We start from the raw sequence: 14,452 nt of genomic DNA on the forward strand, positions 1-14,452 counted from the left end.
AAACTGCGGCTCCGCGAGGGCCACCACGGTGAAGGGGACGCCCTCGCGGAGCCGCAGTTCGCTCCGATCCGATCCCGCTATGCCTCGTGCACTGTCATCGGCAACCCGCCGCGAACCCGCAGCGACAGCATCGGCTCGGGCACCACCCGGTATCCCGGCACCTTGGCCAGCCGCAGTTCCCGCGCGACCATCGCGACCACGAACGCCGCCTCCATCATCCCCAGGTTGTTGCCGACGCAGAACCGCGGGCCGGCGCCGAACGGGATGTAGGCGTACCGGGGTCGCGAGGCCGTACCGTCCTTGTCGAACCGCTCCGGGCGGAACCGTTCGGGCTCCGGCCAGAACTCCGGGTTACGGTGCAGCGTGTACGGGCAGATCAACACATCGACCCCGGCCGGCACGTCGTACCCGCCGATGGTGTCCGTTTTCTGCGGAATGCGGGAAAGCATCCACACCGGCGGGTACAGACGCATCGCCTCCTCGATCACGGTCGCCGTGTAACGCAGGCGGTGCAGGTCGTCGAACGTCGGCTGTCGGTCTCCGAGCACCGACAGCGCCTCCGCCCGCAGCCGCTCCCAGACGGCCGGGTTCTCGTCGAGGAGGTGGAACGTCCAGCTCAGGGTGCTGGCCGTCGTCTCGTGGCCGGCCAGGCAGAGCGTGACCAACTCATCGCGCAACCGCCGCTGCCCGACCGCGACGTCGGGCTCGGCGTTCGTCGACTGGATCAGCCGGCTCAGGGCGTCGTCGCCGTCGAGCCGGCCGCCGCGCGCCTCGACCAACTCGTTGACAACCGTCTGCAGGTGACGACGGGCGCGGCGGAACCGCACCTGGTGCGGCAGCGGCACCCACATCGGCACCGCGCTCATCGTGACCATCTCGAACATCGCCTGGTCCTGCATCGCCTCGAAGGACCCGCCAACGTCGCCGAGCCCGCCGAGGTCCGCGTCGAGCAGGGTACGGCCGAGCACACCGAGGGTGAGCCCGGTGGCGGCGCCCGCGATGTCGACCGGACCCCGCCCGACGTGGCCACGCAACCGGTCCACGAACCGACCGGCCTCCTCGGCCACCACGTCGGCCTGCCGGGCGATCCGTTTGGGCTGGAACACCGGCTGGATCACCCGTCGCTGCTTGCGCCACAGATCGCCCTCGCTGGTGAGCAGCCCGTCGCCGAGGGCCCGCTTGGCCTGGGCCAGCCCGACGCCCTTGTGGTAGTTGTCCGGGTTGTCGGCGAGCACATGCTTGGCGTGGTTGGGGTGGTTGAAGAAGAAGAGAACCTTCGGGCCGATCGCGATGCGGGCCGCGTCACCGAAGGTGTCGGCTGCCGACGACATCAGCCCGAGCCGGTCCCGGCCGAGCTTCCACAGCAGCTTCGGCGCCGCCCAGAACGGTGGTCCGGGCGGCCGCCGCCGCGACGCGGTGAGTGTCATGTCGCCGCCTCGCTCGGCTCGGGCACCTGCGCCGGCTCGGTCATGCCGCGGAACTGCCCGTTGACGAAGACCAACACGTCACCGGTGCTCTCCCAGCGCAGCGACACCACGCTGCTCAGGAAGATCGTGTGATCACCGCCGTCGTACGTCCGCCAGACCCGGCACTCGAAGTGAGCCACCGCGTCGTCGATCAGCGGGGCGCCGGTGACGCTGCCCGGCGTCCACTCGACCGAGCCGAACTGCGCCAACCCCAGTGGCCGCCACCGATCGGCGAAGTGGCGTGCCACCTTCTCCTGCCGGTGCCCGAGCACCGAGATGCCTAGGGTGCCGGCCTCGGTGAGGATCTGATGCATGATCGCGTCGCGGCTGACACAGACCAGCACGAGCGGCGGGTCCAGCGAGACCGACGCGAACGAGTTGGCCGTCATGCCGTGTGGTGTGGCGCCGCCGACCGTTACGACGGTGACGCCTGTCGCGAACGTCCCGAACGCCCGCCGCAACAGCTTCGATCCGGCCACCTCGCTCGGAGTGAGCAGTTCGTCGCTCATCTCGCCTCCCCGTTTGCGTACGGTTCGAGTGCGCGGGCCAACGCCTCCGGTACCCGCGCCGGCAGTGTCCGGTTGTTGGGGCCACGCATGCACGCGACCCGTTGCCGACCTCGGGCGACGAGCGTCTCGCCGCCGTCCGGGTCGAGCCGCACGTAGTCGAAGCCGAACTCGATCTGGGTCTGCGCCAGTTCCACGAGCCGCATCCGGACCGAGAGGTCGTCGAACGCCGTGATCTCGGCGAAGAACTCGCAGTCGACCTTGAGAGTGAAGAGCTTGAGGTCGTCCTGCAGGTCGGCCAGCACGTCCGGTGCCCGCTGCTTGAGGAACATCTCCCGGCACCGCCCCTGCCAGCGCAGGTAGTTGACGTAGTAGACGTTGCCGACGAGGTTGGTCTCCTCGAAGCCGACCGTGTGGGGGTACTCGAAGTACTTGCTCATCGAAGCGACCACCCGTCGGTGAGCACCGCGACGACGACCGGGTCGGCGTGGTCGCGCAGCCGGGTCACGAGCACGGCGATCCGCAGTGTGCCGGAGGCCAGGGTGAGCCAGCCGTGCGGACCGACCGCGCTCAGCGTGATCGGGGTCTGTACCGGCAGTCCGACCTTGCGGAGGCACTCGATCGCCGTCCAGACCCGGGTGCTCGCGGTGTCGATGTCCTCGTCGGTGTCCCTCGTGAGCTGGCCGACCAGGCCGTCGTGCGGGCCGAGCAACGCCGACCAGGTCCCCGCGTCGCGCTCGGAGACCGCCTCGATGTCGCAGCTCAGCACCCCCCGACCGCCGACGCAGACGGTCACACCGGCACCGTGTGCCGCCGAGACGACCCGGTCGTCGTCAATCTCCGGCCGGCCGTCGGGCCGGTAGCGCACCTCGACCGGGCGGCCGAACACCCGTCCGGCCGCGAGGCCGGTCATGGCGCGTCGGGGCGGGTCGTCCGAGCCGTGTGGCTCGACCGCCACCGCGACCTGGGCACCGAGCAGGTCGTCGAGCGACCGTTCGAGGTAGGGGCCGAGCAGCGGCGCCGCCCACGGGCCGCGCCCGTTGCCCTTGCGCACCGCCTGCAGGCGCAGGCCCTCCCACCGTTCCACCACCTCGCCGCCCGGCGTGCGGACGGCGATGTCGTAGAGGTAGGTGTCGCCGTCGCGGCTGCGCTCGGTCGCCGTGAACCGGGCCTCACCCTTGTCGGCGAGGACCGGGCCAGCGGCGTGTACGCGTTCGATGCCGGCCGGCAGGAGCGTCGCGTGCGGTACGCAGACCTGCAGGCCGTGCATGAGCGCGTCCCGCATTCCGGGGTCACCGAGCAGCAGGTCACCGCCGAGGAAGCTGGCGAACCAGTCGTCGGTCGCGACCGCTGACACGTCGACGTCGACGTGCCGTGCCGCCGCCCGGTGGTAGCCGCGCAGCCGCTGAAACCGCTGGCCCTGGAAGAGGATGCCCCCGTACAGGTCCGTGGCCGGGTCGAGGGGCACCAGCGGTAGGCCGGCGCCGGTCTCGTCCGGTGGGCCGTCGAGTTCTCCGCGGTCGCCGAAGCGCAGCCGCGCGCGGAAGTGGTCGACCGCGAAGCCGGTGTCGGCGGCCCGGATGGCGACGTCGACGTCTTCGTCGCCGGTCACCACCGCCGCGATCCGGATCGTGGCGCTGCCGTCGACGGGTACCACGATCGGCCGGAGGAACTCGACGTCCTCCATCGCCGGCACCTCAGCGCGCCCGGTGAGCGCGGTGGCGGTCTGCGCCATGGCCTCCATGCCGAACACCGCCGGAAACAGCAGGTTGCCGTCGAGCAGGTGGTCGGCGAGATACAGGTCGGTACCGGCGTTGAGTTCGACCTCGGTCACCAGTTCGACACCGTGGTAGTGCACCAGCGGCGTGCCGACGAACCGCAGCAGCGGCAGCGTCGGCGTCTCCCGACGCACTGTGTCGATGCCCTCGGTGCGGCCACTGATCACCACCACCGGCGGGGCGTCGGGGTCGGCGATCAGGCGACGCATCAGGCGTACGCCCTCGTCGGGCGAGATCGGGACGATCCCGTCCCGCTGCAGACCCTCCACGACCGAGAGCCGCTCGCCCATGCCGACGCCGGACCAGACAGACCACTCCAGGCAGAGCGTCCGGCATTCGGGGTGCGCCGCCGCGAAGTCCGCGGTGATTTCGGCCAGCCAGTCGTTGGCGGTCGCGTAGTGCGCCTCACCGCGCAGTCCCGCCCGGCCGATGATGCTGCCGAAGGTGACGAGCATCCGCAGCGCGCCCGGCTCGACGGCGTCGAGGACGGCGCGCAGCCCGTCGATCTTCGGGGCGAACGTCGCCCGGAAGGCCGCCGCGTCCAGGTTGGCCAGGGTCGCCGGCTCGTTGCGGCCGGCACCGTGCAGGACCGCCGTCACCGGGCCCAGCTTCTGGCGTACGCCGTCGACCGCGGTCCTGACCTGCGCCGGGTCGGTGACGTCGGCGCGGGCGTAGTGCAGGCGCACCCCGGCGGCCGTCATCCGGTCGAGGTTGGCGGCCAACTCCGCGTCGGTCGCCGGGTCGCTGCGACCGAGCACTGCCAACGCCGCGCCGGTGTCCTGCGCGACGGCGAGCGCGCACTCGGCGGTGATGCCCTTGCCACCGCCGGTCACGAGCAGCACGTCCGACGCGTCGAGCGGCATGATCTCCCGGGCCGGTCGCACCGGCATCGCCCGCAGGGTGGGCACCAGCCGCACGCCGTCGGCGTCGTAGCGCACCTCGTGGAACCGCCCGGTGGCGGCCACCTCCGCGACCAGCAACGCCGGGTCGTCGAAGTCGGCGGGTACGCGAACGATGGTGGTCCGGATCCGGGGCATCTCCAACCGCAGCGACTTGGCCAGCCCGGCGGCGCCCCGACCACGTTGCACGACCACGAACCGGTCGCGCTGCTTGTCGGCGATCGCCGCCTTGGCCCCGTCCAGTGCGAGCGCCAGGTCGGCCTCGGTGCAGTCGGCCGGCAGGCAGACCAGAACCCCGCCACCGACGCCGCCGTGCTCCAACGCCTGCCGCAGAGACTCGGCGAGCGAGTCGCCGTCTCGCGACCAGCGCCGCCAGGGGCCGTTGGCCTCCACCTCGACGCGCGGTGGCAGCGGCAGGGCGTCGAGGTCGACGGAGAACGCCCGGGACCAGGCGGCCGCACCGGCCACAGTGGCCGCCGTCGCCGCGTTACCCTCCCCGGCGGAGCTGGCCAGGTCTTCCAACGCCTGGGCCAACTCCCCTACCGTGGCGACGGCGAAGTTCGTCGGCGTCTGGGCACTCGGCACCGAGAGCAGTTGGGCGGCCTGGTTGACCACCTGTCCCACAGTGATCGAGCTGAGGTGCAGATCGTCGAGGAGGTGGCTCTCGCCGCGTACCATCTCGATCGGAAGCTCGGCGCGGTCGGCCACCAACCGACGCAGCAGGTGCAGCGGCGGCTCGGAGGCGTCGGTGTCGGCCTCGATCTTCTTCGCCTCGACGGCCCGCCGCACGGGCTGCACTGTCAGCGGCGGCGCGGCCTCGCAGGGGCTCGCGAAGAAGCTGAACTTCGCCCCGAGTTGCAGCGGCCGGGTCAGGCGACCCTGGAACAGCCCGTCGTCGACCCGGAACGCGCCGACGACGTACGCGGCACCGACGGCGTTGAGCAGACCGGCGACCGACTCGTCATCGGTGTCGAGCGACACCGACGGCACGTCCGTCGCCGCGGTCGCCAACGCTCCCAGCACCCGACCGGGGCCGACCTCGATGAACAGGTCGAGGTCCTTCGCCGCGAAGGCCACCGCCTGGGTGAAGAGCACCGGGTCGGTGATCTGGCGGCGCAGCAGGGCCGGCACGTCGGTGTCGACCGGGAGGACATCGCCGGTCACCGTCGACACCACCCGGCGCGACAGCGGGTCGAACTGCTCATCGGTCAACCGATCGCCGAACGCGTCGGCGGCCGGTGCCACCAGCGGTGAGTGGAACGCGTGCGAGACGCGCAGCCGGGTGGTGGCGAAGCTCGCTTCGCCGGCGCGGCGGCAGGCCTCCTCGATCCCTTCGGCAGTGCCGGCGATCACCGTCTGTTGTGGACCGTTGAAGCCACCGATGACGACCGGCAGGTCGGCCAGCAGGGGCCGGACCGCCTCGGGTGCCGCCGCGATGCTCGCCATCGTCCCCGACGAGCTGTGCTCGGCCATCGTCTGGCCACGGACCATCGCGGTACGCAGCAGGGCGTCCTCGTCGAACGCGCCCGCCCAGTGCAGGGCGGTGATCTCGCCGAGGCTGTGCCCCACCGCGGTGGTCGCCTCGATGCCGAGCGCCGACAGCACGCGCAGGCCCGCCAGCGAGCCGGTGACGATCCGGGGCTGGGCCACCGTCGTGGCGACCATGTCGCCCGAGGTGGGCAGGGCCGCCTTGGTGTAGACCTCGTCGACCTCGCTGAACCGGCGGCGCAGGGCACCGCCGCTCGTCCCCTGCCCCGAGCCCTGCCCGGGGAAGAGATAGCCGATCCGGCCCGGACCGCCGACGTGGCCCAGGAAGCAGCGCTCGTCGGCGCTGACCAGGCTCGTCTCGCCGGCGTCCAGTACGGCGCAGAGACGTTGCAGCCGCGCGACCGCGTCGGCCGGTGACGAGACCACGACGGCCGCCCGGTAGGGCAGGTCGCGCAACTCCCCGTGCAGCGTCGCGGCCAGGTCGCCCAGCTGGGCGTACGCGACGCCGTCGACGAACTCGACGAGCCTGTCCAGCCGCTCCCGCAGCTTCTCCCGGGAGGCGGCGTCGATCAGCAGCAGCTCGACGTCCTGGCCGGAGGAGGCCAGCCGGCTGGTCCGGCTGTCGAACCCGCGCCGACGTCGGGAGGGGCCACCCTCGAGCACGATGTGCGTGTTGATGCCGCCGAAGCCCATCGCCGTGACCCCGGCCCGGACGTTCGGCAGGTCGGGCCACGGCTCCGCCTTGCGCAGTGCGCGCAGCGCCGGGTCGTTGTCGTCGGCCAGGATCTCGTGCGGCATGACGCAGCCGATGGCCGGGGGCAGCACCTGGTGGTGCACGGCAAGCGCCGCCTTGATCAGGCCGGCGACACCGGCGGCGGCCTTGGTGTGCCCGATCATGCCCTTGATCGAACCGATTGCGGCCGGAGCCGCGGTCGGGTCGGCGGAACGACGGGCGAGGGACAGCGCGGTCAACTCAGTGGCGTCACCGACCCGCGTACCCGTGCCATGTCCCTCGAAGAGGCCGACCGTCTCGATCCCGAAGCCGGCGCGCTCGTACGCCCGGTCGAGCGCGAGTCGGTAGCCGCTGACCTCGGGTCGGGTCATCCCGCCCTTGCCGTCGGAGGAGATCCCCCATCCGGCGATGGTGGCGTAGATGCGGTGGCCGGCGGCGCGAGCGTCGTCCTCGCGCATCAGGACGACCATCCCGCAGCCCTCGCCCGGCCAGAAGCCGTTCGACCCACGGTCGTAGACGCGCATCTCACCGGTCGCCAGCGCGCCGGTCTTCGCGAACCCGATGATCTCGAAGGGGTCGATCGACAGGTCGACACCACCGGCGACGGCCACGTCGACGTCACCGTCGATGAGGGTCTTGCTGGCGGTCGCGACCGACAGCAGCGACGACGAACAGGCGCCGTCGACGGTGTAGCCACCGCCCTTGAGGTCGAAGTGGTTGCAGATCCGGCCCGCGATGGTGTTGGAGAGCCCGCCGGCCAGTGTGTCCTCGTCGACCTCCGGGAAGGGACTTTTGAAGGTCGCCTCGAACGAGTCGAGGAAGGTCATCAGGTGGTCGTCGTCCCAGTCCTGGTCCTTGAGCGCCGCGGCGACCATGCGCCGGACGAAGGGCCAGCGCAGCCGCAGCTGATTCGCGCGGGTGAACTCACCGGTCAGGGTGTTGCCGACCACCACGCCGGTACGGTCCCGGGGCAGTCCCTCGGCCATCGGGAAGCCGGCGTCGGCCAGGGCCATCGCGGCCATGTCGAGGGCGAGCCAGTGGGTCAGGTCGGTCGAGCGGTAGGTGCTCCCGGCGACCTTGTAGGCGATCCGGTCGAACTCGTACCCCTCGATGACGGCGGCGTTGCGGGCGTAGAACTTGTCGGGCGTGTTCGGGTCCGGGTCCCAGTAGTCCTCGAGCCGCATCCGCTCGTCGGGGAGACGGCGGAACGCGCGCCGCCCGGCGAGGGCGTTCTCCCACAGCTCCCGGGGTGACGTGGCGTCCGGATAGCGGCACGCCATGCCGACTATCGCTACACGAGTCATGCGGGGACGACCTCCTTGCCGGTGTGTTCCTTGCCGTTGCCGTTGCCGGTGCTCGCTGGCACCGGCATCGCGGCCGTGTCGAGGCTGGGTGCCCGGTCCGCCTTGGACTTCTCGATGAAGTGCAGGGTCCAGTGGAAGCCGCCGCGGATGAGGCAGACGGCGGCGGTGGCGAAGAAGATGCCGTACGCGATGCCGAAGCCGGTGAGCAGGCCGTAGACCACGGCCACGCTGGCACCGAACGCCACCTGCGCGGCCGGCGCCGATGGTGAGGTGCCCGGGTCGGTGACCATGTAGTTGGTGAACAGCACGAACGCGACGCCGGTCATCATGCCCAGGGCCGCCGGGATCGACGTGTCGAGCAGCACCCCACGCACGATCGCCTGCAGAGCGAATGCGGACAGCCAGCCCATGATCAGCCACATCCGACCGGTCAGCTTGCCGTTGATCATCGTGCCGCCGACGATGATGATCGCCGGGATCAGCCAGTCCCAGAAGCCCGAGATGTACTCGGTGAAGTGGTAGGGCGGTGCGACGCTGGCCCACGGGAACACCATCAGGATCACCGCGATGCCGAAGTTCGACGGGTTCATGTAGTGCCGCATCCGGCCCCGGATGGGGGCCTGCAGGACCCACTTGGCGCCGATGGCGACCGCGACACCGAAGAGCATCGTCCAGAGCTGGTCGTTGACGTAGATCAGCATGTTGAGCGCGAGGCTCGTAATGTGCGCCGGATAGAGGAACTCGATCAGCCCGCGCAGCCCTCGGCCGCTGAATCGCGGGGCTCGGCCCTCGACGCGGGCACCGATGGCCTCCAGGGCGATCTCGATCGTGTAGCCGGCGAAGACCGCGATGAGGGGCCAGGTCCAGGGCTGCTCGAAGCCGAGGACGGTGAAGCCGAGGATGTTGAAGACCGTGATCGAGATAGCGAAGTTGCGAAGTGCGATGTTGACTTTCGGGTCGTGACGTGGCGGGGTGACGGTACTGGTTGCCATGTCGCTCACCTCTCCTGGGCCTGGGCGCCGAGCTCGAGCGAGTGCCAGCCCGGGGTCATCGAAAGCTCCTGTTGATGCGGCTGACCGGTGCGATCACGCCAGTTCAGCTCGACCCGCACCGGGCCGGTCACGTTCTTGCCAAGTCCGATGTGGACCTCGCTGCTGCGCTTGCCGGAGTGGCCGCTGCCACCGTCGACACGGCCGAGCAGCACCCGACCGTCCGCGGTCGTGACCTTGACCTGGGCGCCGACGACTGGCGAACCAGCGGTCCCGGTCGCGGCCGTCGCGCCGGCCGGGGCGGGATGGGTCAGGCGGAGGCCGAGGAAGGCACCGGGGTTCGGGCTCTGGTTGTGGTAGAAGACCGGCTCGTCCCACTGCCGGGCGACCGCGAAGTCGAGGCGTCCGTCGCCGTCGGCGTCGCCGGTCGCGATGCCGCGAGTCGGCACCGGCGCGTCGAGGCCCAACCGCGGCGCGATGTCCACGTAGCGGCCACCGTCGGACTTGACGAAGAAGTGCAACCGCTGACTGCCGCCGATGTCGTCACCGGGGCGCACGTGCGGCCACCAGGTGGTGTTGGTGAGCAGGTTGTCATTGGACATCGCGAGTTCCTGCAGCTGCGGCCACCTGTTGACCTCGCCCTTGACGAAGCCGGTCGTCTGCGCCACGACCAGGTCGCCGCTGTTGTTGAAGTCCGCCATCTTCACGTCCCAGCCCCAGCCGGACCAGGCGAGCCCGAGCGGCGCGCTCTCGTCCTTGAACGGGGCGGTGCCGTCGTCGAGGTGGGTGCGAAGGTCCTTGTGGTCCTTCGCGGAATTGACGAAGGCGAAGTGGCTCTCCTCCAGGCCGAACGTGGTAGCGATGTTGCTGACGTACATGTCGTAGAGGCCGTCGCCGTCCAGGTCGCCGAAGTCGACGCCCATGCCCTTGAACGAGTCGGCGCCCACCCGCTTCGACTTGGGGACGAGCGGGTCACGGACGGCCTTGACCGGAGCGAACTCGATCTTGCCGGGGGTCGACCTGTTGTAGAGCATCCGGTCGGGGCCGAAGTCGTGGGCCACGTAGAGCTCCGGCAGAAGGTCCCCGTCGACGTCGTTGGCGGCCGCAGCGAGGGCCCAGCCCTTCGACACGGCGCGCGGAAGAACGTCGCTGACCAGTTCGAAGGTTGCCGTCGGCTCGGCGCCGGCGGTGGCGCCGGTGCACCGGAAGAAGTAGTCCTCGCCGCCGTTGAACGCCTGCGACATCGAATGGTTCATCGCGACACCGTCCTTCTTGGTGTCGTCGAGGACCGGGCCGTGCGGGAAGTAGTTGCCGACAAAGATGTCGACGTGGCCGTCACCGTCGAAGTCGTCGACCGCGACGGTGTTGGTGTTCCACTGCGGGCCGTCGTAGCGGTCACCGGGCGACTGGGGCAACACCTCGACCGGCCGGAAGGTGTCCATCGTCAGGCCGACCGCGCCGGCCTTGGCGAGGTAGAGGATCGGCGTACGTCCCCAGAGGTAGACCAGCACGTCGGTGCGACCGTCCTCGTTGAAGTCGCCGGGGACGCACCCCATTGGCGCCATCGTGTCGCTCATCGGCAGCGGCGCCGGATTGAGCGCGAACGGCGCGTAGCGGGGGGTGCCGGGGCGGGGCACGGGGGTGACCACCACCTGGTCGATACGGGGATCGGTGATGCACAGGTCGTTGGGCAGCCCGTCCCCGTCGAGATCGTTCATCGCGACGCCCGAGCCGACCGACGAGATCCACGCGTTGATGTCCTGGTACTTCTGGTTGACCTTGCGGACGGTCTGCTGCGGGTAGCCCCCCGGCATCGCGATCGAGGCCGGCTGGAACGCGAACCCGCTCGCGGTCCGCGCCAGCTCGGATGCCGAGGCGGAGGGCAACCGCCCCAGTTGGAAGAGCAGGGCGACCAGGGCCAGCGCCACGATTGCGGGTAGCCGCCGATGCAGCCATGAACCCTTCTGCGACATCTACTTGACCTCCGATTGTGACGGACGGGTACGGGGCCGGGAATCCCATTACCATCGGTTTGGTAATGGCATTTCACCGATTCCTGGACGGCTCCACGGAACGGGCATCAGCACCGATAGCCGCGAGCGCGAGTTTCCAGTTCCGACCCCTTCGAACAGGGAGTTTGGCGACGGACTATCACCACACATCCCGACTCACCGATTTCGGTGAACACGCTGGATAGAGCGTCGCAGGGGCCTTTAACGATGTCTTCTTCGTCTGTGCTGGGGGCTTCTTCGTTCGTGCGGTGCGCCCAATACCCGGACATACGTCAATATTCTCGGGGCACCGCCCCGGGTGATAATTGTGATCTCCGGCCGACTACCGAAGGTGTCGGCTGCCGACCGCCAGCGCGGTGGCGAAGCTGGCCCAGGCGACCGTCTCGACCAACACGGCGTCGCCCTCGTGCCAGGCCTGGAACTCCGCGACGGTCTCCTCGTCGACCTGATACGACGCGAAGGCCGCCAGCAGGGCGAGCCGGCCCGCGGACCGGTCGGGCTCCGGCAGGTCGGCGATCGCCCGCTCGCACCACTCACGACTCAGGCCGGTGTCGGCACCCTGCCAGGCGTCGAGATGCGCGGCGACGAGCGCGCGCACCCGCGGAGGAACCGACCGCTCCCCGGCAGCGGTGAAGGCCGCGTTGGCGCGAGCCACCGCGTCCGCCACCGACGCGCTGCCCAGCGCCCAGCCCGCCTCCGGCGGCAGGTCGGCCGCGGGTAGCAGGGACAGTGAGCGACCGGCCGGGTGCTCCTCGCGCAGGATGGGGTGCAGCAACCGGCTGACGCCGCGCTTCATCCTCCGCTTGGCCCGGGAGCCGAGCTGCGGTGGCAGCAGGAAACTCGACAGGAAGACGTTGACCATGCGGCTCAGGTAGTGGAACCCCACCACGACGCCCACCAACTCGGCGCGCTCCGCCGGGGTGAGCGTCAGGTCGAACGCCGGGAAAGCCGCCGGCTGGTGGGCGGCCCGCGCCCAGCCGGCGAGCGTACGCACCCGCGGATCCACGACGTCCTCGACCCGGTCGGCGACGATCGCCTCGGCGTCGTGCTCGGTCGACAGGTCGTACATGCCGGTGCTGTGCATGTCGACGCAGTAGGGGCAGATGTTGGCAACCGACACCGCCGACGCCACCGCCTCCTTGGCCAGCCGGTCGACGGCGCCACCGGTCATCAGCGGCTCGCGCATCAGCATCCAGTAGGCGGCGAGTGTCCGGGGGGCCGGCGAGTGCAGCAGCAGCGGCGGTACGACCAGGCGCATCTCGTCGGTGGCCTGCCGGTAGACCTCGGCCACCAGACCGTCGGCTGCGGTGGGTGCGACAGGCGTCACGTACTTCACCTGGCGCTGAACGACCGACGAGACGACGCGGGCGGCGACCATGGTTACCTCCGTTGAGGGTGTGGACGTCGCACTAGCATCACGCCGGTAACGCCGCCGACCCCACTCCGAGCGTGCCGACCCGCAGCGCCGCCTTCATCGCCGCCCAGGAGGTGACCTCGATCAACTCCCGGTCGCCAACCCCCGTCGCCCGAAGCGCGTCGAAGTCGGCGTCGATCGACTGGTAGGAGCCGAACGCCGCCAGCAGGGCCAACCGGCCGGCGGGTTGGTCGGCCGGCGCGAGCGCCGATACCGCCTCGCTCAACCAGCCGCGGTTGGCCCCGGGAGGCCGCCCGTCCCAGGCGTCCAGCCGAGCGGTGACCAGCGACCGCACCGGGCCGGGCACCGAACGCAGGCCCGCGCGGTCGAAGGCGGCACCGGCCCGCGCGAACGCGTCGCCGATGCTCGGACTGCCGGCGGCCCACTCCGGCACCGCTGTCGCCGCCGCGGCGGGGAGCAGCGCCAGCGCCGCCCCCGGCTCGGGCCCGCTCCCGCGCAGATCCATCAACCTCCCGAACACCCTCCGGACCGTCGTCCGTGCGGCGCCGGGCAGCCGCGGCGGGAACGGCGACTCCGGGAGGAACAGGTTGACCATGCGGTTGATGTAGTGGAACACCACCGCCACGCCCAGCACCTCGGGGACCGCCGCGGCCCGCACCGGGACCGCCGCGGCGACGTGCCCGCTGTCGCGTGCCCAGCCCGCGACCGCCCGAAGGCCCGGATCGACGAGTTGGTGGAGGTTGCCCGAGGCGATCTGCGCCGACTCCCGCCCGCGAGCCAGGCCGTGCATCGTCGAGCTGTGCACGTCGACGCAGTAGGGGCAGGCGTTGCCGAGGGAGACGGCGGTCGCCACCGCCTCCTTCGTTCCCCGGTCGACGACACCCCTCGCGACAAGCGTTTCCCGCAGGATCATCCAGCACCCGGCGAGTGGCTCGGGGGCCGGTGAGTGCAGGGCAACCGGCGGGGCGAGCATTCCGAAGTCGCGTTCGACGTGCTCGTACACAGTGGCAACCAGTCCCTCGGCCACGGCGATCGGCACCGGCGTGACGTGCCGTACCGTCCCCGCGGCCCGGCGGGTGCCTCGAATCATGATCATGCCCACGACGCTCTCCCTTCGACCGCAAGCCCAAGGATGTCGATATCGACGGGCCGGGGCCGTCTCCGAACTTGCGGTATCGGGTCGATCCGCACGCGCACCAGGCGGTGGCCGCAGAAAATCGGCCGGCCGCCCGGGCCCGGGTCGGGGCACAAGAGCACGTCGAAAGAAATCCTTCCGTCACCCATTGATTACCGTAAACGCCGGGCCACGCCCTCTGACGAATGGAGTGTCCATGTCCGCTGTTGCGGCCCCACCGAGGTCGGGTTTCCTCGCGTCCCTCAACGGCCGGCACCACCGCGCCGCCCTGAACAGCTTCATGGTGATCGTGATCGCGCACTGGGCGGAACACCTCGTGCAGGCGTACCAGATCTTCGTGCTCGACATGCCCCGGCCCGCGTCGCGTGGCGTGCTCGGACAGTTCTGGCCGTGGTTGGTCACCTCGGAGTACCTGCACTACGGCTACGCCATCGTGATGCTCGTCGGTCTCTTTCTGCTCCGGCCGGGCTTCGTCGGTCGGGCCCGCACCTGGTGGACGATCGCTCTCGCCATCCAGTTCTGGCACCACATCGAGCACCTGCTGCTCCTCATCCAGGTGCAGGCCGGCTTCAACCTCTTCGGCGCCGCGGTGCCGACCAGCGTCCTGCAGCTCGTCATGCCCCGCGTCGAATTGCACCTGTTCTACAACTCGATCGTCTTCATCCCGATGCTGGTCGCGGTCTACTACCACCTGCGGCCGAGCCGGGTCGAGGTCGAGGCGATGCGGTGCAGCTGCGCGCCACGTCCCGTAGCGTCGCTGGCCTGAC

General features: G+C 70.4%; 9 protein-coding genes. 1 reads left to right on the top strand and 8 read right to left on the bottom strand.

All coding sequences use genetic code 11. The features are described 5' to 3' along the window. Window positions 1-77: 77 nt before the first annotated feature. From KBX08_RS00830 to KBX08_RS00865, 8 genes are all read right to left on the bottom strand, one after another. Window positions 78-1,427, bottom strand: a complete 1,350-nt coding sequence (locus KBX08_RS00830) for a cytochrome P450 (protein WP_210780571.1) — start codon at window positions 1,425-1,427, stop codon at window positions 78-80. Then, window positions 1,424-1,975 (bottom strand): flavin reductase family protein, encoded by a 552-nt coding sequence (locus KBX08_RS00835; protein WP_210780572.1) that lies wholly within the window; start codon window positions 1,973-1,975, stop codon window positions 1,424-1,426. Before KBX08_RS00835 ends, KBX08_RS00830 begins: the two co-directional genes overlap by 4 nt. Further along, window positions 1,972-2,412 (bottom strand): thioesterase family protein, encoded by a 441-nt coding sequence (locus tag KBX08_RS00840; protein WP_210780573.1) that lies wholly within the window; start codon window positions 2,410-2,412, stop codon window positions 1,972-1,974. Before KBX08_RS00840 ends, KBX08_RS00835 begins: the two co-directional genes overlap by 4 nt. Then, a complete protein-coding gene (locus KBX08_RS00845) occupies window positions 2,409-8,174 on the bottom strand; it encodes a type I polyketide synthase (RefSeq protein WP_210780574.1) in 5,766 nt (1,921 codons plus the stop codon). The genes KBX08_RS00840 and KBX08_RS00845 overlap by 4 nt, the downstream gene beginning before the upstream one ends. After that, on the bottom strand, window positions 8,171-9,166 hold the full coding sequence (locus KBX08_RS00850) for an enediyne biosynthesis protein (protein WP_238688396.1): 996 nt from the start codon (window positions 9,164-9,166) through the stop codon (window positions 8,171-8,173). The genes KBX08_RS00845 and KBX08_RS00850 overlap by 4 nt, the downstream gene beginning before the upstream one ends. 5 nt (window positions 9,167-9,171) lie before the next feature. After that, window positions 9,172-11,136 (bottom strand): CRTAC1 family protein, encoded by a 1,965-nt coding sequence (locus KBX08_RS00855; RefSeq protein ID WP_210780575.1) that lies wholly within the window; start codon window positions 11,134-11,136, stop codon window positions 9,172-9,174. 361 nt (window positions 11,137-11,497) lie between these two features. Then, window positions 11,498-12,553 (bottom strand): carboxymuconolactone decarboxylase family protein, encoded by a 1,056-nt coding sequence (locus KBX08_RS00860; protein WP_210780576.1) that lies wholly within the window; start codon window positions 12,551-12,553, stop codon window positions 11,498-11,500. 37 nt (window positions 12,554-12,590) lie between these two features. Continuing rightward, entirely contained in the window at window positions 12,591-13,646 is a 1,056-nt protein-coding gene (locus KBX08_RS00865) for a carboxymuconolactone decarboxylase family protein (protein WP_210780577.1), read from the bottom strand. A 235-nt stretch (window positions 13,647-13,881) separates the two neighbouring features. On the opposite strand from KBX08_RS00865, the gene KBX08_RS00870 reads away from it, so the two are divergent. Beyond that, window positions 13,882-14,451: a hypothetical protein gene (locus KBX08_RS00870; RefSeq protein ID WP_210780578.1), complete on the top strand. Its 570-nt coding sequence runs from the start codon at window positions 13,882-13,884 to the stop codon at window positions 14,449-14,451. Window position 14,452 lies beyond the last annotated feature (1 nt).

It is taken from the genome of Micromonospora sp. H61 (assembly GCF_018070325.1).
GTDB lineage: Bacteria > Actinomycetota > Actinomycetes > Mycobacteriales > Micromonosporaceae > Micromonospora > Micromonospora salmantinae.

Excerpts from the sequence above, each read along its gene's own strand:
- KBX08_RS00830 (WP_210780571.1), bottom strand. The coding sequence starts at position 1,427 with ATGACACTCACCGCGTCGCGGCGGCGGCCGCCCGGACCACCGTTCTGG.
- KBX08_RS00865 (WP_210780577.1), bottom strand. The coding sequence starts at position 13,646 with ATGATCATGATTCGAGGCACCCGCCGGGCCGCGGGGACGGTACGGCAC.
- KBX08_RS00860 (WP_210780576.1), bottom strand. The coding sequence starts at position 12,553 with ATGGTCGCCGCCCGCGTCGTCTCGTCGGTCGTTCAGCGCCAGGTGAAG.
- KBX08_RS00850 (WP_238688396.1), bottom strand. The coding sequence starts at position 9,166 with ATGGCAACCAGTACCGTCACCCCGCCACGTCACGACCCGAAAGTCAAC.
- KBX08_RS00870 (WP_210780578.1), top strand. The coding sequence starts at position 13,882 with ATGTCCGCTGTTGCGGCCCCACCGAGGTCGGGTTTCCTCGCGTCCCTC.
- KBX08_RS00835 (WP_210780572.1), bottom strand. The coding sequence starts at position 1,975 with ATGAGCGACGAACTGCTCACTCCGAGCGAGGTGGCCGGATCGAAGCTG.
- KBX08_RS00855 (WP_210780575.1), bottom strand. The coding sequence starts at position 11,136 with ATGTCGCAGAAGGGTTCATGGCTGCATCGGCGGCTACCCGCAATCGTG.
- KBX08_RS00845 (WP_210780574.1), bottom strand. The coding sequence starts at position 8,174 with ATGACTCGTGTAGCGATAGTCGGCATGGCGTGCCGCTATCCGGACGCC.
- KBX08_RS00840 (WP_210780573.1), bottom strand. The coding sequence starts at position 2,412 with ATGAGCAAGTACTTCGAGTACCCCCACACGGTCGGCTTCGAGGAGACC.